Origin of the sequence: [Actinomadura] parvosata subsp. kistnae (assembly GCF_900323885.1) — a bacterium.
Classification (GTDB): Bacteria; Actinomycetota; Actinomycetes; order Streptosporangiales; family Streptosporangiaceae; genus Nonomuraea; species Nonomuraea composti.
Window position 1 is genome coordinate 3488299 of record NZ_OOHJ01000018.1, and the last position, 20577, is coordinate 3508875.

Below are 20577 nucleotides of genomic sequence, written 5' to 3' on the forward strand. Positions count from 1 at the left end.
TCAACGTCGGGATGACCTCCGCACTTGACGTTGGCACAAACGGTGCATGACTTCAACGTGATTGATCGATACCGCTACGTGTTCAGGAAGTGGCAGAAGGGGTGGCCGTCGGGGTCGAGGTGCACGCGGACGTGCTCCTGCGGCTGGAAGCCGGCCACCGTGGCGCCCAGCTCCACCGCTCTGGCGCTGCTCTCCTCCAGGTCGTCCACCTCGATGTCGAGGTGCATCATCATCTGCTGGGCGCCGGGCCGCGCGGGCCAGGTGGGCCGCACGTACTGCGGGTCGGTGGCGAACGACAGGCCCGCCCCGCCGTCGGGCGGCGCGAGCATCACCCAGCCGGGCTCCTCCTCCCTCACCTTCCAGCCCAGCAGGGCGCGGTAGAAGGCGGCCAGCGCGTTCGCGTCGGGCGACTCCAGGACGGTGGCGGACAGTCTCACAAAGCCTCCTGGGGGGCGGAGAAATGGGTGCTGAACCAGTCTCTTGCGTGCCCGGCCACCGCCTCCAGCGCGCCGGGCTCCTCGAACAGGTGGGTCGCCCCCGGCACGACCGTGATGCGGCTGTCCGCGCGCAGCCGCCGCCGCGCCTCCTCGTTCAGCTCCACCACGACCGGGTCCCGGCCGCCCACGATGAGCAGGGTCGGCGCGCGCACCGCCGCCAGCCGGTCCCCGGCCAGGTCGGGGCGCCCGCCGCGCGAGACGATCGCGGTGATCGCGTTGTCCGGCTCCGCCGCCGCCCACAGGGCCGCCGCCGCGCCGGTGCTGGCGCCGAAGTAGCCGATCGGCAGGCCCTTGGCGTCGGGGTGGGCGCGTACCCAGGAGGTGCGCTCCAGCAGCCGATCGGCCAGCAGCGGGATGTCGAAGACGTTCGCCCGGTCGGCCTCCTCCTCGGGGGTGAGCAGGTCGAACAGCAGCGTGGCCAGGCCCGCCTCGTTGAGCGCGCCCGCCACGTAACGGTTGCGCGGGCTGTGCCGGCTGCTGCCGCTGCCGTGCACGAACACCACCATGCCGCGCGCGGCGTCAGGAACGATCAGATCGCCGGACATGTGTCACCCGCCCTCCCCTGGCCCTCCTCTGGCGCTACCCGCTCGGCGGCGGCTCTATCAGCGCTCTCACGGGGCAGGAAAACGGACATGGAGGGAGAGACAGGGCATGGACGCGAGGTGCCCGGCTCCCCGCTCGAACGCATCGTGTCGGGCGGGGCGGCGGCGCTCGCCCGCGTGCGCAGCATGGGGTTCGGGCGCTGGCTGCGCATGGAACGGGAGGCGCTGGCCCAGACGATCAAGGTGACGGCGGCGTGCGCGGTCGCCTGGTGGCTGGCCGCGTACGTGCTCAAGGTGGACCTGCCGGTGCTCGTCCCCATCGGCGTGCTGCTGACCGTCTCCGCGACCGCGTACAGCACCCTCGTGCGCGGCGGCCAGCAGATCCTCGCCGTGGTCGTCGGCGTCGGCGCGGCCACCGCGCTGATCTGGCTCATCGGCGCCAACGCGTGGACGCTGGCCGTGCTGGTGGTGGCCGGCCTCGTCCTGACGCGGCTGCTGAACCTGCCCGCCCAGAACGTGCAGATCCCCATCACGGCGCTGCTGGTGTTCGCGCTCGGCAGCACGTACGGCTTCGCCCGCCTCTGGGACGTGCTCCTCGGCGCCGGCATCGGCATCGCCGCGAACCTGCTCGTCCTGCCGCCGCGCTTCGTCGACAAGGCCGGTAGGGAGCTGTGCGGCCTGTCCGGCGAGCTGGCCGACCTGGCCGAGGACATGTCGCGGGGCCTGCGCGGCGACTGGGGCAAGGACGAGGCGCGCGACTGGCTGGAGCGGGCGCGCGGCCTGTCGCAGCGGCTGGAGGACACCGAGCAGGCCGCCGACCAGGCGGCGGAGTCCGTACGGCTGTCGCCGCGCCGCCGCCGCTACGACCGCCGCCTGCGCCAGGTCGCCGAGGCCGCCACCTGCCTCGACCACGCCTGCCACCAGCTCAGGGGCATCGCCAGGGGGCTGATGGACCTCGTCGCCGGCGTCCGCGGCCTGCCCGGGCAGCGCGGCGCCGACCTGCCGGAGCCCCTGGCGGACGAGCTGGCCGCGCTCGCGCGCGTCTTCAGGGACTTCGGCATGCTCCAGATCGGCAACGGGCGGCGGGAGGACATGGAGGACCTGTGCGCCGCCCTCGACGACGGCGAACGCCAGCAGCGGCGGCTGGCCACCGCGTTCCACCAGACCCGGCACGCGGAGCTGCGCTCGCTGCAGGGGGCGCTGCTGGACGACTGCGCGCGCATCCGCCACGAGTTCGACCCGGACACCGGCCCCCACAAGGCCGCCTTCCCGCGGCAGGATTGACGGGTGACGGAAGCTCCGGAGCCCGCCTGCCGGCTCCACCCCGCCCTGGAGGTACGCCCCTCACCGATCGCGGGCGAGGGCCTGTTCAGCACGGCGGCCATCCCCGCCGGCACCGTCGTCGCCCGGCTGGGCGGGCGGCTGGTGACGTGGGACCGGCTCCAGGCGCTCATCGCCGACCCCGACGTGCCCTACGTCGACACCATCACGGTGACCGCGGACCTGCACCTGGTCCTGCCGCCCGGCACCGCCATCGGCAAGGCGAACCACTCCTGCGACCCGAACCTGTGGTGGACCGGCCCGTACACGCTGGCCGCCCGCCGCGACCTGCGCCCCGGTGAGGAGGTCACCAGCGACTACGCCACCAGCACCGCCGACCCCGGCTTCGCGCTGGACTGCCGGTGCGGCACACCGCTGTGCCGGGGCCGGGTGACCGGGGCCGACTGGCGCCGCCCCGACCTCGTGCGGCGCTACGGCGACCACTGGGTGCCCGCCCTCCTCGACCTGATCGTCAAAGCCTTCCCATGAGCCGGGCCTCGGCCTGATCGTCAGAGCGATCCCATGAGGTGGAGCCGGGTCTCGGCCTGGGCGGCGAGCTGGTCGAGCGCGTCCTGGCCGGCGCCCGCCACCACCGCCTTCTTGGCGTTGAACGCCCGCACCCACAGCCCGGCCGCCCACGCCACTCCCCACTCCTCCGGCCCCCAGCTCAGCCCGCGCGCCCGTACGTAGCACTCCAGGAAACGCGCGCTCTCCTCCACACCGGCCCGCACGGTGGAGCGCCCCGTCTCGGTGAACACCGCCGCGGCGGCCCCCGCGACGGCGGGCTCGGGCAGCGCCACGACGCTGTCCCAGTCGTGCACGGCGGCCAGCTCGCCCCCGCGCCAGCGCAGGTTCTGCGACTCGAAGTCCCCGTGCCCGACCACGGGCGGCAGCCGCGTGCCGGTCAGCCGCGCCCGCACCCGCCGCCCCAGGTCGTCGAGCCAGTCAGGGCCGGGGGCGGCGTTGAGGTCGGCGTCCAGGTCGTCGGGCCACGGCCACACCCCGTCCTCGTCGTGCTCCCATCCCATCCACGGCGGCGCGGGCGTGAGCGGGCCGACGGCGTCGGGAGGGGGCGCGAGGCGGACGAGCCGGGCCAGCGCCTGCGCGAACGCCCGCGCCGGGTCGGACCCGCCGAACTGCTCGTCCCCTTCGACGTACTCCTCCGCCGTCACGACGGATCCGTCGCCGAGCGGGGCGGGGCCGGTGAGCGGCGCCGGGCACGGGAAGCCCGCGGCGGCCAGGTGCCGCTGCACCTCGACGCACCCCCGGATCCGCGCCTCGTCCGCCGCCCGGCACTTGACGACCACCCGCCGCCCGTCGCCCAGCTCCAGCCCCCGCACCACCGACAGGTGCCCCGTCCGGAAGAGCTCCCGCCCCGGCGCCGCCCCCAGCCACGTCTCGCACCACTCCGCCAGCTCCACAGCGCCAGTATGCGGCCCCGACCGGCCGCGGTGATCATGGCATACTGCACGAATGTCCGATTTCGCGGAGTTCCGGGCGAAGGGCCGGGCGACCCTGCTGGCCGGCCGGGCCACGTACGACGTGCCCATGGTGGAGGGCGCCCTGCGGTGGGGCGCCGCGGCGGTGCTGCGCCCCGAGGGCGCGGTCGTGGACCGGATGACGGAGCTGGCCGCCACCGTGGACGCCCCCGGCCACTGGGTCCACGGTGGCCGCACGCTGCACGTCACGCTCAGGTCGCTGGAGCCGTACCGCACGCGCGTCCCCGAGGACGACCCGCTGCGCCGCGGGTACGGCGCCGCGCTGGCCGAGGCGGTGGACGGCCTGCCCCCGGCACGAGTGCGGCTGGCGGGCGTGCACCCGCACCAGGGCGGCGTCCTCGTGGGCGCGCACCCGGAGGACGACACCCTCGACACGGTCCGCAAGCGCTTCGCCCACGCGCTGGAGTGCCGGGGCATCCGCGACCTGGAGCACGGCCGCGTCCGCGACCTCTGGTACGTCAGCCTCGTGCACTTCGCGGCCCCGCTCACGAACGCCCGCGAGCTCGTCGCGTGGTGCGACGCGCACGCGGACACCGACTTCGGGACGGCGGAGCTGCGCACGGCGGAGATCGTGCAGTTCGTGCTCACCGGCGGGCGCATCCACGTCGTCCCCTGGGAACGGGCGGCCTTCTAGCCGCTTCTAGCCGAGCACCAGCGCGGCCAGGAAGTGCAGCAGCCACCAGGCCATGTACGCGAAGAGCGAGCAGAACGCCCACTCCTTGCCCCTGCTGATCCGCGCGATCCACCGCAGCTCCTCGGCCGGCTCCCGCCGCACCCGCAGGCTGCGCGAGACGAAGTACGCGCCCAGCAGCCACGCCCCCGCCGACCCCATGGCGAGCGCGGCCGACAGGGCGAGCAGCACCGGCGAGGACGGGGCCGACCAGGCGGCGGGAAGCTGGTGGGCCCAGGCGCCGAGCAGCCCGGCGAGCAGCGCGGTGGTGATCCGCCTGTCCTTGCGCGCCTGGCGCTTGAGCCACTGAAGGTCTCGACGCAGATGGTTCTTGAGCATCCGGATCACCTCCGCTGGAAGTAGCTGAAGTCCCTAGCCAACGGGATGAGCGGGAAAAGATCTGCGACCTCAGGCGCGGGATTTGACGACTTTTGTCGGCGTTTCGTGCAGGAGCCGCAGCTCCTCCGCCACCTGCCGGGCCTCGAAGACGTCCCCCACGTCCTCCAGCGTGCGCACGGCCTCGCGCAGGTAGGCGACGGCGGCCGCGCGGTGGCCGAGCCGGGCCGAGATGAGGCCCAGCGCCCGCAGCGCGCAGCCGAGGTCGCGGCGCGTCCCGCACTCCCGGTGCGTGTCCCTGGCCTGCCGGGCGTGCACCAGGGCTTCGCCGGCCCGGTCGAGGTCCAGCAGGACCAGGGCGAGCGTGGTGAGCGCCGCCGCCCACCGGTCGCGGGTGCCGCTCTCGTGCTGCAGCTCGACCGCCTCCCTGGCCGGCTCCAGCGCCTGCGCCGACCGGCCGGCGGCGAGCAGCGCCTGCGCCATCGACAGCAGCGCGCTGCCCCGGTTGTCGCGCAGCTCCTCCCTGATCGCCAGCGCGGCCCTGGCCGCCCGCAGCGCCGCCTTGTGCTGCCCCAGCGACAGGTACGTGTACGTCAGCGTCTCCTGCACGTCGGCCTCGACCCGGCGGTTGCCCAGGCCCTGCACGATGTCCAGGGCTTCGAGCGCGTACACGAAGGCCACCTGCGGCCGGCCCTGCCGCCGCCGCACCCGGGCGAGCCGGTTGAGCATGCGGGCCTCGACCGGGCCGTCGCTGATGACCCGGCTGATCGCCAGCGCCTGGCTCAGGTACTCGTCGGCCCGCAGGTAGTCCGACAGCCGCCAGTGCACGAGCCCGATGTCGCCCAGCGTCTCGGCCTTGCCCTGCTCGTGGTGCAGCTCGACCTGGATGGACAGCGCCTGCTCGTAGGAGGACAGGGCCTCGTCGTAGCGGGAGCCGTTGCGGGCGATGCGGCCCAGCGCGCACAGGGCCCGGCCGCAGCCGTACTGGTCGCCGGTCGCGGTGTAGCCGGCCAGCGCCCGCTCGGCGTCGCGCCGGGCGTCGTGCGGCAGCCTGAGCAGGTCGTAGATCTCGGCCAGGCACAGCAGCGTCTCGGCCTCGGCGTGCTCGTCGCCCAGCTCGTGGCAGATGGACAGCGCCTCCAGGCCCTCCGACAGCGCGGCGTCGGGCTCGCCCAGGTTGCGTTGCACGGTGGCGAGGATGATCAGGCTCTGCGCGGTGCCGCGCCGGTCGCCGAGCTCTTCACGCAGCTCCAGGGCCTGGCCGGCGTGGTGCAGCGCCGCCTCGTACCGCTCCTGCGACAGGTGCAGCCGCGACAGCGTGTGCAGGCAGCCCGCCACCCCGGCCGGGTCGTCGATCTCCTTGTAGAGGTCGAGCGCCTGGGAGGCGTAACGCAGGGCGTCCTCGCTGTTGCCCGCGATGCCGTGCACCTCGGCCAGCTCGTTCAGCGCGCGGGCCTGGCCCTCGCGGTCGCCGAGCTCGGCGTAGTCCGTCAGCGCCTCGCCGATCAGCCGGGCCGCCAGCGTGGAGGGGCCGATGTCGCGGTGCAGGGTGCCCAGGCGGCTGCGCATGAGCGCCACGGCCCGCCGGTTGCCCACCTGCATCGCCGAGGTCAGGCCGCCCTGCTGCACCTCCAGGTTGTTCTCGTAGAAGCGCAGCCGGCGGAACGGCTCGAACACCGCCTCCGCCAGCCGCCACGCCATGCCGTGCGCGCCGCTCTCCCCGGCCAGCCGCACGGCGGAGACCAGCGAGCGCCGCTCGGCCTCGAACCACTCGCGCGGCGTCGCCGGGTCGGTCGCCACCGCCAGGTAGTGGTCGAGCAGCCGCGCCCGCGCCTCCCGCACGCCCGCCTCCGCGTGCCGGCCCAGCTCCCTGGCCAGCCGCTTGACCAGGTCGTGCACCCGGTAGCGGGGCCCCGGCAACGGCTCCACCAGGTACGCCCGGTGCAGCCCCTCCACCGCCACCACCGCCTCGCTCACCGGCACGCCCAGCGCCGCGGCCAGCACCTCCGGCGTGAAGTCCCGCCCCGGCAGCAGCCCGACGTGCCGGAACGCCCGCCGCTGCACCGGCGTCAGCGACTCGTACGCCAGGTTGAGCGCCTGCGTGAACGCCTCCTCGGGATCGCCCACCAGCGGCCGGTCGGGGCGGCGCAGCTCCTGAGCCCGCGACTGCACGCTCAGCCCCGGGTTCTCGGCCAGTTTCGCGGCCGAGATGCGCAGCGCGAACGGATGGTAGGAGCACACCCGCGCCAGCTCCGCCAGCGCGTCGCGGTCGGCGGCCTGCGGCGAGTCCTCGCCGAGCACCGCGATCAGCAGCGCCACCGCGTTGCCCGGGTCGAGCACCGGCAGGTCCATCAGGTCGGCGTGCCCGGTGGCGCGCAGCGGCGCCATCCGGGTCCTGCTCGTCACCAGCACCACGCAGTCCCTGCCGCCCGGCAGCAGCGCCCGCACCTGGGCCGGGTCGGCGGCGTTGTCGAGGATGAGCAGCAGCTTCCGCCCGGCGATCCTGCTGCGGTAGAGCAGCATCAGCTCCGCCTCGTCGGAGGCGGGCTCGCCGAGGCCGAGCGAGCGCAGGATCTGCCCCAGCGCCTCCACGGTGCTCATCGGCGGCTGGCTCGGCGACTGCCCGCGCAGGTCGATCACGATCTGCCCGTCGGGGAATCGGTCGGCGTGCAGGTGGCCCCAGTGCGTCACCAGCGCGGTCTTGCCGACGCCCGGCAGGCCCTGCACGACCATGGTGTTCGTCCGCCTGGGCCGCTCCAGCCAGGCGGTGAGCAGGTCGAGGCTGCGCTGCCGGCCGATGAAGTCGGGCATGTCGGCGGGGAGCTGGCGCGGCTTGGGCACCTCGCCCACGGGCAGGAGGTCGGCCGGCCCGCTCGGACGTACCAGGAACGGGGTCACCCGCCCGGCCCACGGCGCCGACAGGTGCTCCCAGCTCCCGGCCGCCCCGCGCAGCGCGGACGGGTCGGCGATGCGCAGCCGCCGGTAGCGCAGCCGGACCAGCCAGCCGCGCTGCGCCCACTGCGTGATCTGCCGCTGCACCACGTCGGCGGAGCTGCCGACCAGGTCGGCCAGCGTCTCCATGGTCAGCGGCGGCGCGTGCTCGGAGCCCAGCCCGTACCGCTCGTCCAGGTGCAGCAGCCACACGGCCAGCCGGGCGGCGACGGGGGCGCGGGCCAGCGCCTCGTGCCGGCGGGCGGCCACGTTCCTGGCGAACAGCTCCTGCACCAGCGCGGTCGCGACGGCCGGGGCGGCGGAGGCGTGCTCGCGCAGCCGCCGCAGGTCGATGGGCCAGGCGCGGACCTCGGTCAGCGCGTCGATCCTGACGCGGTCGGCGGGGCTCCAGAAGGCCAGCTCGCCGACGAGGTCGCCGGGGCCCCGCAGGTCGTGCACGGCCTCGCGCCCGCCCGCCGGGGTGTACTCGCGGGCGTAGCCCGACTCGATCACGTAGACGTGGTGGTCGGCGCGCGACGGTGAGCACATCGTCTCGTTGCGGTGGTAGACGCGCGGACGGGCGCCCTCGTCGACCAGCGACCGGAAGAGACTCACCAGGACACCACCCCCTTTTAGGACGGCGGTGTCCTCGGCATGACAGGCACGAAACAGTTCGTCGGACGACCTGTCACATCAGTGCAGCGCAGCGGGAACCCGCTGTCAATCAGACGTTGGCGGTGTCGGCCCGGTCGGGCACGAAGCGGTAGCCGACGTTGCGCACCGTGCCGATCAGCGACTCGTACTCGGTGCCGAGCTTGGCGCGCAGCCGCCGCACGTGCACGTCGACCGTGCGGGTGCCGCCGAAGTAGTCGTAGCCCCACACCTCCTGGAGGAGCTGTGCGCGGGTGAACACCCTGCCGGGGTGCTGGGCGAGGTATTTGAGCAGCTCGAACTCCTTGAACGTGAGGTCGAGCACGCGGCCGCGCAGCCGCGCCGTGTAGGTGGCCTCGTCGATCGACAGGTCGCCGCTGCGGATCTCGTCGGGCACGTCCTCGGCGGCGGCCTGGGAGATGCGGCCGATGGCCATGCGCAGCCGGGCCTCCACCTCGGCCGGGCCGGCGCTGTCGAGCAGGACGTCGTCGACGCCCCACTCGGCGGTCATCGCGGCCAGCCCGCCCTCGGTCACGATGACGAGGAGCGGGCAGTCGATGCCGGTGGTGCGGATCAACCGGCACAGGCTCTTGGCCTGCACGAGCTCCTTGCGCGCGTCCACGATGACGGCGTCGGAGGGAGGGGTGTCGATGAGGGCGGACGCCTCCGCCGGGGCGACACGGACCGAGTGGAGCAGCAAGCCCAGCGCCGGTAGCACCTCGGCGGACGGCTCGAGGGCGTTGGTCAGCAGGAGCAGGTTGCTCATTACGGCCTCCTCAAACACGCAAGGACCCGGGGGCTACGTCGCCCAGGTCCTGTGAGTGAGGATATCCCACGAGTAAGTCGCGTCCATTGCGCGTCCGGCAGGTGAACAGCGCGTCTCCTGGAACAACCTTGTTAAGGGCGGCGCACAATAGTGTGGAAAGGATTGTGAGGCAAGGCATGGCCATGGGAAAAGTGCGTTATTGGGCGGCTGCCAAGGAAGCGGCGGGAGTGGCCGAGGAACCGTTCGAAGCGGTCACTCTTGGTGAACTCATGACGAAAATCACACAAACCCGGCCAGAGCTGGCGCGGGTCGTGCGACGATGCTCGTTCCTCGTGGACGGCTCCCCCGTCGGCAAGCGGGCCCATGACGAGGTGGTTCTCGCCGACGGCGCCACGGTCGAGGTGCTGCCGCCCTTCGCGGGCGGCTGAACAGGTGATTGCTTGATCCACGAGGGAATGGGGCAGTGCTGTCGGTAGTCTCATGACCCCCCGCTCGAGACAGGGAGCCCCATGCGCAAGCTGATCGTATTTCTGATCGTGCTCGTCATTCTCCTTGTCGCCGTCGATCGCGTCGCCGTGGCCGGCGTCGAGCGCGATCTCGCCAACCGCATCGCGGCGACGGCCGACCTCTCCGGAACGCCGACGGTGACAATTGAGGGCATCCCATTTCTCACCCAGGCGGTCACCGGCCGCTATCCGGAGGTACGGTTCAATCTCGGCACGTTCACCTACGGAGACGTGCCGGTGAAGAACCTGCGGGGCGCCGCCTACGACGTGACGGCCCCCCTGGCCGACATCATCCAGAACAGACCCAACATCCGGGCCGGTCGCGTGACCATCAGTGGCACCCTCACCAGGGCCACCATCGACAAGTACGCCCCCCAAGGCGTCAAGATCGGCGGCAACGGGCGGCGGCTCACGGCGTCGGGCGAGGTCACGATGGGGGTGAACAAGGTGAAGTTCAACGCCGAGATGCGCGTCGAGCTCGCCGACGGGGGGATCAAGCTCCAGGCGGAGAAGATCCAGGGCGTGCCCGACCAGGTCGCCCGGCTGATCTCCTACACCATCCCGTTCCAGGGCAAGCTGCCCTTCGACGTGAAGGTGACCGGGGTCAAGAGCGTGGCCGAAGGGCTCGAGTTCTCGGCCGAAGCGTCTGACGTGCCCATCCGTGGATGACGCTGAACCGCTCCGGCCCGCCATACGTGATGAGGGCGTGAGCACAGCCGGTACCGCCGACGAGGAACTCGTGAAGACCCTCTTCGACGAGCACGCCGGGCCCCTCTACGGCTACGTTCTGCGACTGACCGGTGACTCCGGGCGGGCCGAGGACGTCGTCCAGGAGACGCTGCTGCGAGCCTGGCGGCACCCCGAGGCGATGTCCGGCCGGCCCATCCGCGCGTGGCTGTTCACGGTGGCCCGTAACCTCGTCGTGGACCAGCACCGCGCCAAGAAGGCCAGGCCGCCCGAGACCGGCGACGAGGCGCTGGCGGTCCTGCCGGCCGACGACGAGCTGGAGCGCGCCGTCGAGTCGTGGGCGGTGGCCGAGGCGCTGGCCGCGCTGCGGTCCGAGCACCGCGAGGTGCTCCTGGAGGTCTACTACCGGGGACGATCGGTGAAGGAGGCGTCGGCGACGCTGGGCATACCGCCGGGCACGGTCAAGTCCCGTACGTACTACGCGCTGCGCGCGCTCAAGCTGGCGCTCGAGGAACGGGGGCTGGCACCGTGATGACCTGCGAGGAGGTCCGCATCTCGCTGGGCGCGCACGCCCTGGGCGCGCTCGACGAGGAAGAGGCGCTGGAGGTCGACAACCACCTGGCGACGTGCGAGGCGTGCGGCGCCGAGCTGATGGAGCTGGAGGGTGTCGGCGCCTTCCTGGGCAAGGTGTCGGAGCGGGACGTCGAGCTGGTGGCCAGCCCGCCGCGCCGCGTGCTCGACCGGCTGCTGAAAGACCGGGTCAAGCGCACCAGGCGGGGCCGCGTCCTGCTGTCCGTGGCCGCCGCGGCGGCGGTCCTGGTCGTGGGCGGCACCGTGTGGACGACGATCGCGACCGGCTCCGGCGGGGGCTCGTCGAGCGCGGCGGGGGCTCCCCAGCCCGCGTCGTCGCAGGCGCCGCCCGAGCTGCTGCGCGACCAGAGCGGGTTCGCCCAGGAGCAGGCCAAACCCAAGAGCACCGCGGAACCGTCCCAGAGCGCCGCCGCACCGTCCCAGAGCGCTGCCGCACCGTCCCAGAGCGCTGCCGCACCGTCCCAGAGCGCTGCCGCACCGTCCCAGAGCCCGGCCGTCCCCGACAGCGCGTCCGACTCCCAGCTGCGGCCCAGCGCGCGGGCGCGCGCGACCGACGAGCTCGCCTTCCACGGCGACAACGAGCGCCTCGACTACTACGCCACCGTGCTCGTCCGGCCCGCCGCCGCGGGCACCGCCGTCGGCGTGCACGTCAACGGCGTGCCGGTCGGCACCACCTGCGGCCTCGTCGTCGTCGGCACCGACGGGCGGCGCGAGCGCGCGGGCACCTGGACCATCCGCCAGCAGGACTACGACAGCGGGAAGATCTTCCGTTACCAGAGCGCGACGGCCCTGGAGCGGATCCGGCGCTTCGAGATCGTCGACGGCTCGGGCAGGCTGCTCGTCAAGGTGCCCATGACGGCGACGGCCCGGGGGAAGTAACGGGCCCGCCGCGCGGTTGCACTGAAGCATGACGACCGATGCCGGCGGCGGCCGGCTGTCCGCCGCCGACCTCGGCGCCGAGCTGGGCCAGCGGGCCACTCTGGTGCAGTTCTCCACCGCGTTCTGCCAGCCGTGCCGGGCCACCCGGCGCGTGCTGGCCGACGTGAGCGCGCTCGTGCCCGGCGTGCGCCACGTCGAGATCGACGCCGAGTCCCGGCTCGACCTCGTCCGCAGGCTCGGCATCACCAGCACCCCCACCGTGCTCGTGCTCGACGCGGCCGGCGGCATCGTCAAGATCGCCTCGGGGCAGCCGCGCAAGGCCGCCGTCCTCGCCGCTCTCGCGGCCGCCGTACCCGCGTCATGACTGTGAGCCGTCTCACAAGTCGTCTCACCAACCGGACGAGATGTGACAGATGACGAGACGCCGAGTAGTGTCGTCGCCATGAACCCATCGACAGAGCTGCTGACGAAGCGGCGCGCGGTTGACTTCTGCCGCGTCGCCACTGCGCTCTGTCGCGCTGCCTGAGGACGATCTCGCGCGGACTTTTCGATCCGCCCCAATCGACCCTTCAGGAGCATCCCGCGATGCGTGCCTACCCAAGAGCGCTGCGTTCCGGCGCGGCCACCACCCACCCTGGTCCACGCCTCCGTCCCCGTGACGGAGGGCTTCAGGCTGCTCGCCGTCCAGGCCGTGGTCCTCGCGCCCGGAGCGTTCCACCGCTCGCCGTCCGCGATGCTCTCCAAGGCGCTCGTCCGGAGCGATCGGAAGGTCACCCCGCCTTCCTCAACGCAGCCATCGGATCTTGCCTCGGCTGCGAAACGTACCTGCTCATTCGCCGACTACTGCCCGCTGCCAACATGGAGGTATCCAAATGAGCCGCTCCGCCGCCCTGGTGGACGCCGACTGGGTCGAGGCCAACCTCGACACCCCCGGAGTCGTGCTCGTCGAGGTCGACGAGGACGTCAGCGCCTACGACAAGGGCCACATCCGTGGCGCCGTGAAGGTCGACTGGCGCAACGACCTGCAGGACCCGGTGCGTCGCGACTTCGTGGACAAGACCGGTTTCGAGGCGCTGCTGTCCGACCGTGGCATCTCCAACGACGACACCGTGGTCCTCTACGGTGGCAACAACAACTGGTTCGCCGCCTACGCGTACTGGTACTTCAAGCTGTACGGCCACGAGAACGTGAAGCTCCTCGACGGCGGGCGCAAGAAGTGGGAGCTCGACTCCCGCGAGCTGGTCAAGGACGTGCCGCAGCGGGCCAAGACCCAGTACGTCGCCAAGGAGCAGGACTCCGCGATCCGCGCCTTCCGCGACGACGTCGTCGCCGCCATCGGCAAGCTCAACCTCGTCGACGTGCGCTCGCCCGACGAGTTCACCGGCAAGCTGCTCGCCCCGGCCCACCTCCCGCAGGAGCAGGCCCAGCGCGGCGGCCACGTGCCCACCGCCCGCAACATCCCGTGGTCCAAGGCGGCCAACGACGACGGCACCTTCAAGTCCGACGACGACCTGCGCGCCCTCTACCAGGAGGCCGGCGTCGACTTCGGCAAGGACACCATCGCCTACTGCCGCATCGGCGAGCGCTCCGCGCACACCTGGTTCGTGCTGCACGAGCTGCTCGAGCAGTCCAACGTGAAGAACTACGACGGTTCGTGGACCGAGTACGGCTCGCTCGTGGGCGTGCCGATCGAGCTTGGGGAGGCCCGCTAATGTCGACTGCAGCACAGGGGTGCGGAGCGCCGGAGCAGACCATCGCGCTGCCCGCCGGGATCGACCTGTCCAACCAGGCCGTCATCCAGGGCGTCGTCACCGGCGCCGGCACGGCGTACGCCCGACTGCTCGACCACTCCGGTGAGTTCACCGGCGAGGTCGTCGTCTCCGACGACGGCATCTTCCGCTTCTTCGCCGCGCCCGGCGACTGGACCGTCCGCATCATCGCGGGCGGCGGCGTCACCCGCGACGTGCAGGTGGAAGCCAAGCTGGGCGAGGTCGCCCAGCTCGCGGTGGCCGTCTGAGCACCACGAAGACCACAGAGGCCCGCGTTCTCCCGTGCTGGGGGACGCGGGCCTTTCCGCATGCCGTGGATGAGCCCAGGGGTGCGACCGGACGCCCGCGGGGGGCGAATCGGGTGCAACCGGTCGGCGCGTGGCGGTGTTGTAGTGAACGTGGTTGAAACCGACTGTCCCGACCCGGTGCGCAAGGCGCTGCTCGACGACCTCGACGAGGGCTTCGCCGAGCTGTACGGCGCCTACCGCGGCCTGGTCTTCTCGACCGCGCTGCGGCTGAGCGGGCGCTGGGCCGACGCCGAGGACTACACCGCCGAGGCGTTCCTGCGCGCGTACCGGGCCCTGGCCGGCTACTCACCCGAGCGCATCGCCGGGCTGCAGCCGCGCGCCTGGCTGATGACCATCCTCATGAACGTCTGGCGCAACTGCGCCCGCGCCAAGTCCCGGCGCCCGCCCACCGACCTGGTGGAGGAGCCGGTGGAGGAGGCCGACCCCGGCGAGGGCGTCGAGGCGGCCGCGGTCCGCCGCGAGATCGGCGACGAGCTCGCCGCCCTGCTCGGGCAGCTCCCCGACGAGCAACGCGCCGCCGTCGTGCTCAGGCACGTCGTGGACCTGCCGGTCAGCGAGATCGCCACCGTACTGAAGATCCCCCAGGGCACGGTCAAATCACACGTGTCACGAGGGCTGAGGCGGCTACGCGCACTAGGAGGTGCCCGATGACTCAGGATCCCCTGCTCACCGGACTCGCGGCACTCGCCGCGGAGCCGCCGGAGAGCCTGCTCGACCGGATCGCGGCCCGCTGGGTCCGCGTGCCGGCGCCCATCGGCGAGCTGACGGTCGCCTACACCGACCACGGCATCGCCTACGTGCACGCCGGCGACGGCTTCACGCAGGCGTTCAGGGAACGCTTCGGCCGCCCCCTGCTGCCCGCCGCCCGCCCGCCCGCCGGCCTGCTCCCCGCCCTGCGCACCGGCCGCCTGTCCGGCCTCCGGCTCGACCTGCGCGGCCTCAGCGACTTCCAGCGCGCCGTGCTGGAGGCCACCCGCGCCATCCCGCGAGGCGAGGTCCGCCCCTACTCCTGGATCGCCGCCCGCATCGGCTCCCCCCGGGCCGTACGCGCCGTCGGCACCGCCCTGGGCCGCAACCCCGTCCCCCTGCTCATCCCCTGCCACCGGGTCACCCGCTCCGACGGCGCCGTAGGCGACTACGTCTTCGGCACCACGGCCAAGGAACGCCTCCTGCTCGCCGAAGGCGTGGACCTGGACCGGCTCCGGGGGCTGGCGGGGGAGCGCGTGTTCTACCTGGCCAGCGACACGACCGGCGTGGTGTGCTTCCCGACCTGCCACAACGCCCGCCGCATCACCCCGGCGCACCGGCACGGCTTCCGCAGCGTGGCCCAGGCCCGCGCAGCCGGCTACCGCCCCTGCCGCACCTGCCGCCCAGCCGAGGACGTCCCCGCCTAACCCCTCCGCACCCCCGATCCCACCTGCCGTCCCCATCCCGCCCATCCTGCGCGCCCTGCGGCGTGCGCAGCCCTGCCTCCTGGGGCGGCCCTGCCCACCGTGTGCGTGCAGCCGTGCTCCCTGCGCAGCCGTGCTCCCTGCACGGTCCTGCCCTCTGCACGGCCCTGCCGACGATGCGTGCACAGTCCGGCGCCTCTGTGCCGGGCCCGTCCGGCCCGCACGGCGTCGCGTCCAGCCCCCTGCCCAGCCCCGCCCCCCCTCGGTCGGTGCGGCCTTGGGACGGCCGTCGTTGTGCGGGCCGCCTCGGTCGCCGTACACGTCGCGCCGAGCTCCGCCGCACACCGTCCCGCCGACCCGGCGCCGGTTGGAGGGGCGTGAGATGGGCGGGGCGGCGCGGCGCGCTACCGCCCGTGCCGTGCCTGCCGCCCAGCCCTGGAGGACATTCCCGCGTGGCTCAGATGGGTTTGGTCGGGTAGCGCATGAGGAGGGTGGCGCGGACGACGTCGGGGCCGTGGGCGCGGTAGCCGTGGGGCACGTCCGACACCCACGAGATATGGTCGCCGGGGCCCGCCGTCAGGGGCTCGTCGATGGGGCCGGCGCTGAGGGTGCCGGTGAAGACCGTGACGTGCTCGCTGACGCCCTCGTGGTGCGCGGGTGAGGTCTGGGTGAGCCCCGGCGGGATGCGGACGCGGTAGAGCTCGTACGTGACCCGGTCGTCCTCGAACACCTCGAGCAGCTCGGCCTCGATCGCGGTGCCGCGCATGATCTGCGGCTCGGGCGGCGCGTCGAGGATGGCCCCGATCGGAACGCCGAGCTGCGCGGTGATCGCCCAGAGCGTCTCCAGGGTGGGGTTGCGGGTGCCGGTCTCGACGCCGGACAGCGTGGCCTTGCCGATGCCGGCGCGTTTGGCGAGCTCGGAGAGCGAGACCCCGCGCGCCTGCCGCAGCCGCCGCAACCGATCGCCTACCACGCGCGGATCGGTGTCGAGTGCGGGCTGCGGGTCCATACAGTCATATTGCCGCACATTCGTCCAGCCTGTGGGCCGCGTTAGCCGCCTGTTCATGATCGATCTGCGGAGAGTAGCGCTTTTGGCATGGTGCTGCTGCGCTCCACGGGACAGACCGCTACGATTCCACAGATGTCCGGATCGACAGGTGTGACGGCACCCCCGCGACCTGGGCCTACGCCGGCTCAGCAGATGCCGTCCCCGTACTCGCTGCCCCTGCACGCCCTCCGACTGGCGGGCAAGTGCGCCATGCCGCTGATCCTGTGGTTCTCGGCGGGGGAGCTGGCGCGGTTCGTCCTGATGTATGCCGCCACCGAAGTGGCCTACGGCGACGCGCGGCAGGTCCGCCTGGTCATCGTGATGACGCTGCTCACGATCATCGTGCTGGCGTCGCTGACGGTCACCACCGGCATGCTCTACAGCCTGCGCGGCGCGCTGTGGGAGATGCGCGCCAGAGCCGGTGACGGGGTGGCGGACGAGCGCTTCTTCAGGGCGCTCGACCGGGTCGCCCCGGCGTTCGCGGTGCTCTACCTGGCCTGGGGGTTCCAGAACGCGGACGCCAGAGAAGTCATCCAGATGGACTACTTCCACAACTTGCAGGAAGGGCTGAACGACTCGTTCTTCGGCGAGGGCAACCTCGTCGGCCGGGGGCTCATCGACCTCGACTGGCGGGTGTCCATCGGGGCGATGGCCGTCACGTTCGTGCTGAAGCTGCTGTTCGCCAAGCTCGTGGAGCAGGGCAAGGGGAAGTTCGCCGGCTTCGGCGCGGCCTTCTCCGAGTTCGCCTTCGTCTTCTACGGCCTCAACGGCACCGTCGCCATCGCCGACGCGCGCTCGGAGTGGATGGACCACCGCACGGTGGTGGCCGGCACGAAGGAGGCCTGGCAGGAGGCGCAGGAGCACCTGCCGGCCTGGAAGGCGATCACCGACGCGTTCGGCGACTTCTGGCCGCTGTTCCTCGACGCGGTCGCGGTGCCGCTGGCCTGGCTCACCGTGGCGATGCTGGTGTTCGGCGCCTACTCCGACGAGACCCGCGCCCTCGTCAAGGGCACCCGCCTGGAGCGCGGGGTCGACCGGCTGGAAAGCTCCCACGATCTGACGCAGAAGTCGTTCAACCAGGTGACGGGCGGGTTCCGGGACCGCTGGCTGCCGCTGGCCAACTCGCTGCGCATGATCGTCAACGCCGGGCTGCCGCTGTTCGGCATGATGTGCCTGTGTTACGTGGCGCTCGACGTGGGCGGCCAGCTCGCCGACCGCTGGGTGCGGACGCTGATCGGCTCCCGCACGGAGTGGGAGTGGGTGATTCAGGGGCCGCCCCTGTTCTTCCTGCACGAGCTGGTCGTGACCGTGCTCACCATGGCGCTGCTGGCGGCCACGTACGACATCGCGGCCACCAGGGCCCGGCTCAGCGGCCGGCCGCTCACCGACGTGTGAACCGCAGGACCTCGATGTCCTTGGGCATCTTCTCGATGGCCGCGCGGTTGAAGATGTCCTCCGTCGGGGTGTCGGAGCGGTAGTTGCTCGGCCGGAACGACAGCTCCACCTCGTCCGCCACCGCGGTGGGCACGATGGCGCCCGCCGGGATCTCGTACGTCTTGCCCACCTCCATGCGGTCCGTGGGCCGTTCGACGGTGGTCGCGACCTCCACCACCCAGGTACGGCCGGCGCGGTCCGTGAGCCGCAGGTCGGCCGGGAGGGCGGTCATGGTGGCGCTGGCCTCGTCGACGACCTTCTTCGTGATGTCCACCTGCATCCAGGTCACCTCGGGGCCGTAGCCGCCGTTGTCCTTCGGGGCCGGCTCCATGCGCTTGACGGAGCCCGTCCACTCGACGCCGTTGACCTGGGCGGCCTGGCCGGGGGCGACCCTGATCTCCTTGGTCTCCTTCGTCGTCTGCACCTCGTAGAAGCCGTAGCCGTCGTAGACCTGGGCCCCTGTGATCAGCAGCGACACCGCGACGGCGCCCACCGCGATCAGGACCTTGCGCCCTCGTCGCGGCTTGCCGGGCGCGGGTTGGGCCGCGTCCGGTTGCCCGGCGTCCGCCGGCTGTCCAGGGTCGGCCGGGTGCTGGGAGGCTGCCGCCGGCGGTGGGATCGCGGGCCGTGCGGCCGGGGCGGGGACGGTCTGCTCGGGGTCCTCCGGGTGCGGCGTGGGGGGCATGATGCCGTGCGCGGCCCGATGTGCCTGGTAGAGGGGCGCGGGAGGCCGTACGGCGGGCATGGGCTGGGTGGCGGCGCCGATGGGATGCTCGCCCTTGGGGGCGGGAGGCCAGACCTGCTGGTCGGACGGAGCCTGCCGCCCCTGCCCCAGCGGACGGCCGGAGGGTGGCTGAGGGCCGTATCCGGGCACGCCGGGCCCACCGGCCTGGTCCTGGGACGGCGGCTGCCCCTGCGGCGCGGCGTGCCTGCGTGCCGGCCGCTGCCGCAGCGGCGCACCCTGCGCGTGCCGCCCCGGCTGCCCGGGCGACGGCTCGCCCTGGGGCGGCCCGGCTTGCGCCGACGGCCCCGCTTGCGCCGGATCGGCTCCCCAAGGAGCGGCGTGAGCCGGACCCGAGTGAGCCGGACCCGCGTGGGGCGGGGGGACGGGGTGTGGGGTGGGAGGGTAGGCGCCCAGGCCGGGCGGCGGTTGCGGGCTGGGCGGAGGTTGGCGCAGGTCCGACGGTTCCTGCGGGTCGGATGGCTGCGGTACGGGCGGCGGCGCCGGTTGCTCGTCGCGCCGGCTCTCGTTCCGGGGAGCGAACCAGTCGCGCTCGTCGTGCGAACTCATGCTGCGATCACTTCTTGTCGGTCGAGTAGACGTTCTGCGGCGCGGCGGCCAGCTTCTTGGCGGCCTCCTCGTCGAGGCCGAGGTCGATCTCGACCGAGGGCTGGTAGGACTCCACGATGAAGGTGGCCGGCAGGCCGAACGTGACGCTCGCGCCGGGCAGTGCCGAGGCCGGCACCTCGAAGAAGTACCGGCCGCTGGTCCAGATGTCCGGCTGCACCCACTTCTGCTGGAGTGTCACGGTGGACGGCACCCGGTCCGTGGCGTCGAACTTCTTGCCGTCGGCGGTCTCCAGCACCGGCTGCCCGAGGTGGTAGGGCTTGACGGCGGACTTGGCCTTGACGGTGAGGATGAGGAAGAGCTCGTCGGTTTCGACGGTGGTGGTGCTGCTCTGGATCGCCTTGGCGGTGGTGAGGGATTCGAGCCGCAGGCTGAAGCGCCGCGCGTCGACGGCCTCGCCCTTGTCGCCGGTGTAGACGAGCGCGTCGCTGAACTCGTTGTCGGTCATGTGGTGGGACTGCACCCACACGGCGGCGGCGATCAGGAGCACGCCGGCGACCGCGCCGAGCGCTCTGGCTCCGCCGCTCTGGCGGCGCCGTTCGCGTCTCTCGCGGCGGGACGGCACGACGGCGGGCGCCTGCTCTGTTGCGGTCACGTCGTGTCACCCTTCTTGACCGGCAGGACCACCCGGGCCTTGATCTCGGGCAGGAATCCCTTGCCGGCCTCCTTGCTCTCCAGCCCCCAGTGCGGGACGGCGGCGACGGGATCTTCGGAGTACTCGAAGGCGCCCACGTCGAGAGTGATCTTGTCCGGGGGCTGCTGGCCCTCTTTCAGCGTGTACCGGACGATCACCTGGCGGGTGACCCCGGGGTGCAGTTGCCGGCTCTCGCCCCCCTTGACCCGGACGAAGCTGAACGGCCCCGCGTCCTCGGGGAACGCCGGGGAGATCTTGACGAGGGAGCCGGCGAAGTCGGCGGCCTGGTAGGCGAGCTCGATCTTGGCGGGCGGGTTCCCCACCCCGGAGGTCTCGTCGCTGGTGTTGGTGACGTCGAAGACCAGCTCCAGGAACCGCTTGTCCTCGGCGAAGTCGGAGTCGGCGCGCTCCACCGTCACGCGCGACTCGACGAACTTGGTGGTGTAGCGGCCCTGGTCGAGCACCGCGCCCGGCCCGAGCGTCTCCGGCTCCTCCGGGGCCTCGTTCAGACCGCCCAGCAGCGCGGTGATGCCGACGACCGTGATGGCCACCAGGGCGATCGCCGGGACGGCTACCGGGCGTCTGGGCTTGTCAGTGCTGCCGCCGGAGGGTTCCGTCATGGGTACGAATGGTAATAGGTCTCGCTTGTCCCATCTGCCGCAATGCTCCCATCGGACCGGTCGAAATTGCCGAGAACCCTGCCGCTATAGCGGTTGTAGCTCATACGCTGTCACGGAGCGGAAGGGCTGACCCCTACTCCTCATGACATA

General features: G+C 72.5%; 24 protein-coding genes. 14 read left to right on the forward strand and 10 right to left on the reverse strand.

The window, feature by feature from the left end:
• Positions 1 to 74: 74 nt before the first annotated feature.
• Both KIS93_RS36550 and KIS93_RS36555 read right to left on the reverse strand, forming a co-directional pair.
• Positions 75 to 437, reverse strand: a complete 363-nt coding sequence (locus KIS93_RS36550) for a VOC family protein (protein ID WP_080043389.1) — start codon at positions 435 to 437, stop codon at positions 75 to 77.
• The gene (locus tag KIS93_RS36555) at positions 434 to 1042 is read right to left on the reverse strand and encodes a dienelactone hydrolase family protein (protein WP_080043388.1); all 609 of its coding nucleotides are present in this window, start codon (positions 1040 to 1042) and stop codon (positions 434 to 436) included. Before KIS93_RS36555 ends, KIS93_RS36550 begins: the two co-directional genes overlap by 4 nt.
• 87 nt (positions 1043 to 1129) lie before the next feature.
• Here KIS93_RS36555 and KIS93_RS36560 point away from each other — a divergent pair, with 87 nt between their 5' ends.
• Together KIS93_RS36560 and KIS93_RS36565 are read left to right on the forward strand one after the other, a co-directional pair.
• Entirely contained in the window at positions 1130 to 2323 is a 1194-nt protein-coding gene (locus KIS93_RS36560; protein ID WP_080043387.1) for an FUSC family protein, read from the forward strand.
• Positions 2324 to 2326: 3 nt separating this feature from the next.
• Complete coding sequence (locus tag KIS93_RS36565; protein ID WP_080043386.1) at positions 2327 to 2848, forward strand: SET domain-containing protein; 522 nt, start codon at positions 2327 to 2329, stop codon at positions 2846 to 2848.
• 20 nt (positions 2849 to 2868) lie between these two features.
• Here KIS93_RS36565 and KIS93_RS36570 read toward each other — a convergent pair whose 3' ends face one another.
• Positions 2869 to 3780 carry an aminoglycoside phosphotransferase/kinase family protein gene (locus KIS93_RS36570; RefSeq protein ID WP_080043385.1) on the reverse strand — a complete coding sequence of 304 codons (912 nt, stop codon included), beginning with the start codon at positions 3778 to 3780 and terminating at the stop codon, positions 2869 to 2871.
• Between the two features lie 52 nt (positions 3781 to 3832).
• Here KIS93_RS36570 and KIS93_RS36575 point away from each other — a divergent pair, with 52 nt between their 5' ends.
• A complete protein-coding gene (locus KIS93_RS36575; protein WP_080043384.1) occupies positions 3833 to 4492 on the forward strand; it encodes a hypothetical protein in 660 nt (219 codons plus the stop codon).
• A 6-nt stretch (positions 4493 to 4498) separates the two neighbouring features.
• On the opposite strand, the gene KIS93_RS36580 is transcribed toward KIS93_RS36575, so the two are convergent.
• The 3 genes from KIS93_RS36580 to KIS93_RS36590 form a co-directional block, all read right to left on the reverse strand.
• A complete protein-coding gene (locus KIS93_RS36580) occupies positions 4499 to 4867 on the reverse strand; it encodes a hypothetical protein (RefSeq protein ID WP_080043383.1) in 369 nt (122 codons plus the stop codon).
• Between the two features lie 69 nt (positions 4868 to 4936).
• Positions 4937 to 8410, reverse strand: a complete 3474-nt coding sequence (locus KIS93_RS36585) for a tetratricopeptide repeat protein (RefSeq protein ID WP_080043382.1) — start codon at positions 8408 to 8410, stop codon at positions 4937 to 4939.
• A 109-nt stretch (positions 8411 to 8519) separates the two neighbouring features.
• Complete coding sequence (locus KIS93_RS36590) at positions 8520 to 9212, reverse strand: response regulator transcription factor (protein WP_080043381.1); 693 nt, start codon at positions 9210 to 9212, stop codon at positions 8520 to 8522.
• A gap of 176 nt (positions 9213 to 9388) precedes the next feature.
• Between KIS93_RS36590 and KIS93_RS36595 the strand changes: the two genes are divergently transcribed.
• The 10 genes from KIS93_RS36595 to KIS93_RS36635 all read left to right on the forward strand — a co-directional run bounded on the left by KIS93_RS36595 (position 9389) and on the right by KIS93_RS36635 (position 15346).
• Positions 9389 to 9640, forward strand: a complete 252-nt coding sequence (locus KIS93_RS36595) for a MoaD/ThiS family protein (RefSeq protein WP_080043380.1) — start codon at positions 9389 to 9391, stop codon at positions 9638 to 9640.
• An 81-nt stretch (positions 9641 to 9721) separates the two neighbouring features.
• Positions 9722 to 10387: an LmeA family phospholipid-binding protein gene (locus KIS93_RS36600; RefSeq protein ID WP_080043379.1), complete on the forward strand. Its 666-nt coding sequence runs from the start codon at positions 9722 to 9724 to the stop codon at positions 10385 to 10387.
• Positions 10388 to 10424: 37 nt separating this feature from the next.
• The gene (locus KIS93_RS36605) at positions 10425 to 10937 is read left to right on the forward strand and encodes a sigma-70 family RNA polymerase sigma factor (protein WP_080043378.1); all 513 of its coding nucleotides are present in this window, start codon (positions 10425 to 10427) and stop codon (positions 10935 to 10937) included.
• Complete coding sequence (locus tag KIS93_RS36610; RefSeq protein WP_080043377.1) at positions 10937 to 11875, forward strand: anti-sigma factor family protein; 939 nt, start codon at positions 10937 to 10939, stop codon at positions 11873 to 11875. Before KIS93_RS36605 ends, KIS93_RS36610 begins: the two co-directional genes overlap by 1 nt.
• A 28-nt stretch (positions 11876 to 11903) precedes the next feature.
• Positions 11904 to 12239: a thioredoxin family protein gene (locus KIS93_RS36615; protein WP_080043376.1), complete on the forward strand. Its 336-nt coding sequence runs from the start codon at positions 11904 to 11906 to the stop codon at positions 12237 to 12239.
• 78 nt (positions 12240 to 12317) lie between these two features.
• Positions 12318 to 12401: a putative leader peptide gene (locus KIS93_RS69200; RefSeq protein ID WP_350668905.1), complete on the forward strand. Its 84-nt coding sequence runs from the start codon at positions 12318 to 12320 to the stop codon at positions 12399 to 12401.
• Between the two features lie 346 nt (positions 12402 to 12747).
• Positions 12748 to 13587 carry a sulfurtransferase gene (locus tag KIS93_RS36620; protein ID WP_080043375.1) on the forward strand — a complete coding sequence of 280 codons (840 nt, stop codon included), beginning with the start codon at positions 12748 to 12750 and terminating at the stop codon, positions 13585 to 13587.
• Complete coding sequence (locus KIS93_RS36625) at positions 13587 to 13892, forward strand: DUF1416 domain-containing protein (protein ID WP_080043374.1); 306 nt, start codon at positions 13587 to 13589, stop codon at positions 13890 to 13892. Before KIS93_RS36620 ends, KIS93_RS36625 begins: the two co-directional genes overlap by 1 nt.
• 144 nt (positions 13893 to 14036) lie before the next feature.
• Positions 14037 to 14603 (forward strand): RNA polymerase sigma factor, encoded by a 567-nt coding sequence (locus tag KIS93_RS36630; RefSeq protein ID WP_230465630.1) that lies wholly within the window; start codon positions 14037 to 14039, stop codon positions 14601 to 14603.
• Positions 14600 to 15346, forward strand: a complete 747-nt coding sequence (locus KIS93_RS36635; RefSeq protein ID WP_080043373.1) for a methylated-DNA--[protein]-cysteine S-methyltransferase — start codon at positions 14600 to 14602, stop codon at positions 15344 to 15346. The genes KIS93_RS36630 and KIS93_RS36635 overlap by 4 nt, the downstream gene beginning before the upstream one ends.
• A gap of 454 nt (positions 15347 to 15800) precedes the next feature.
• Here the strand turns inward: KIS93_RS36635 and KIS93_RS36640 are convergent, their stop codons facing one another.
• Entirely contained in the window at positions 15801 to 16352 is a 552-nt protein-coding gene (locus KIS93_RS36640) for a helix-turn-helix domain-containing protein (protein ID WP_080043372.1), read from the reverse strand.
• 192 nt (positions 16353 to 16544) lie between these two features.
• On the opposite strand from KIS93_RS36640, the gene KIS93_RS36645 reads away from it, so the two are divergent.
• Complete coding sequence (locus tag KIS93_RS36645; protein ID WP_080043371.1) at positions 16545 to 17786, forward strand: hypothetical protein; 1242 nt, start codon at positions 16545 to 16547, stop codon at positions 17784 to 17786.
• On the opposite strand, the gene KIS93_RS36650 is transcribed toward KIS93_RS36645, so the two are convergent.
• From KIS93_RS36650 to KIS93_RS36660, 3 genes are all read right to left on the reverse strand, one after another.
• A complete protein-coding gene (locus KIS93_RS36650) occupies positions 17773 to 18699 on the reverse strand; it encodes a hypothetical protein (RefSeq protein ID WP_080043370.1) in 927 nt (308 codons plus the stop codon). The genes KIS93_RS36645 and KIS93_RS36650 overlap by 14 nt on opposite strands.
• A gap of 424 nt (positions 18700 to 19123) precedes the next feature.
• On the reverse strand, positions 19124 to 19768 hold the full coding sequence (locus KIS93_RS36655; protein ID WP_080043369.1) for a hypothetical protein: 645 nt from the start codon (positions 19766 to 19768) through the stop codon (positions 19124 to 19126).
• Positions 19765 to 20427, reverse strand: coding sequence for a hypothetical protein (locus KIS93_RS36660; protein WP_080043368.1), 663 nt, complete (start codon positions 20425 to 20427; stop codon positions 19765 to 19767). Before KIS93_RS36660 ends, KIS93_RS36655 begins: the two co-directional genes overlap by 4 nt.
• Positions 20428 to 20577: the final 150 nt, after the last annotated feature.

What these genes read in the sequence shown, in the direction of transcription:
- KIS93_RS36615 (WP_080043376.1), top strand. Translation starts at nt 11,904, where the DNA reads ATGACGACCGATGCCGGCGGCGGCCGGCTGTCCGCCGCCGACCTCGGC.
- KIS93_RS36575 (WP_080043384.1), top strand. Translation starts at nt 3,833, where the DNA reads ATGTCCGATTTCGCGGAGTTCCGGGCGAAGGGCCGGGCGACCCTGCTG.
- KIS93_RS36560 (WP_080043387.1), top strand. Translation starts at nt 1,130, where the DNA reads ATGGAGGGAGAGACAGGGCATGGACGCGAGGTGCCCGGCTCCCCGCTC.
- KIS93_RS36600 (WP_080043379.1), top strand. Translation starts at nt 9,722, where the DNA reads ATGCGCAAGCTGATCGTATTTCTGATCGTGCTCGTCATTCTCCTTGTC.
- KIS93_RS36580 (WP_080043383.1), bottom strand. Translation starts at nt 4,867, where the DNA reads ATGCTCAAGAACCATCTGCGTCGAGACCTTCAGTGGCTCAAGCGCCAG.
- KIS93_RS36555 (WP_080043388.1), bottom strand. Translation starts at nt 1,042, where the DNA reads ATGTCCGGCGATCTGATCGTTCCTGACGCCGCGCGCGGCATGGTGGTG.
- KIS93_RS36620 (WP_080043375.1), top strand. Translation starts at nt 12,748, where the DNA reads ATGAGCCGCTCCGCCGCCCTGGTGGACGCCGACTGGGTCGAGGCCAAC.
- KIS93_RS36640 (WP_080043372.1), bottom strand. Translation starts at nt 16,352, where the DNA reads ATGGACCCGCAGCCCGCACTCGACACCGATCCGCGCGTGGTAGGCGAT.
- KIS93_RS36595 (WP_080043380.1), top strand. Translation starts at nt 9,389, where the DNA reads ATGGCCATGGGAAAAGTGCGTTATTGGGCGGCTGCCAAGGAAGCGGCG.
- KIS93_RS36635 (WP_080043373.1), top strand. Translation starts at nt 14,600, where the DNA reads ATGACTCAGGATCCCCTGCTCACCGGACTCGCGGCACTCGCCGCGGAG.
- KIS93_RS36590 (WP_080043381.1), bottom strand. Translation starts at nt 9,212, where the DNA reads ATGAGCAACCTGCTCCTGCTGACCAACGCCCTCGAGCCGTCCGCCGAG.
- KIS93_RS69200 (WP_350668905.1), top strand. Translation starts at nt 12,318, where the DNA reads ATGAACCCATCGACAGAGCTGCTGACGAAGCGGCGCGCGGTTGACTTC.
- KIS93_RS36610 (WP_080043377.1), top strand. Translation starts at nt 10,937, where the DNA reads ATGACCTGCGAGGAGGTCCGCATCTCGCTGGGCGCGCACGCCCTGGGC.
- KIS93_RS36625 (WP_080043374.1), top strand. Translation starts at nt 13,587, where the DNA reads ATGTCGACTGCAGCACAGGGGTGCGGAGCGCCGGAGCAGACCATCGCG.
- KIS93_RS36645 (WP_080043371.1), top strand. Translation starts at nt 16,545, where the DNA reads ATGCCGTCCCCGTACTCGCTGCCCCTGCACGCCCTCCGACTGGCGGGC.
- KIS93_RS36660 (WP_080043368.1), bottom strand. Translation starts at nt 20,427, where the DNA reads ATGACGGAACCCTCCGGCGGCAGCACTGACAAGCCCAGACGCCCGGTA.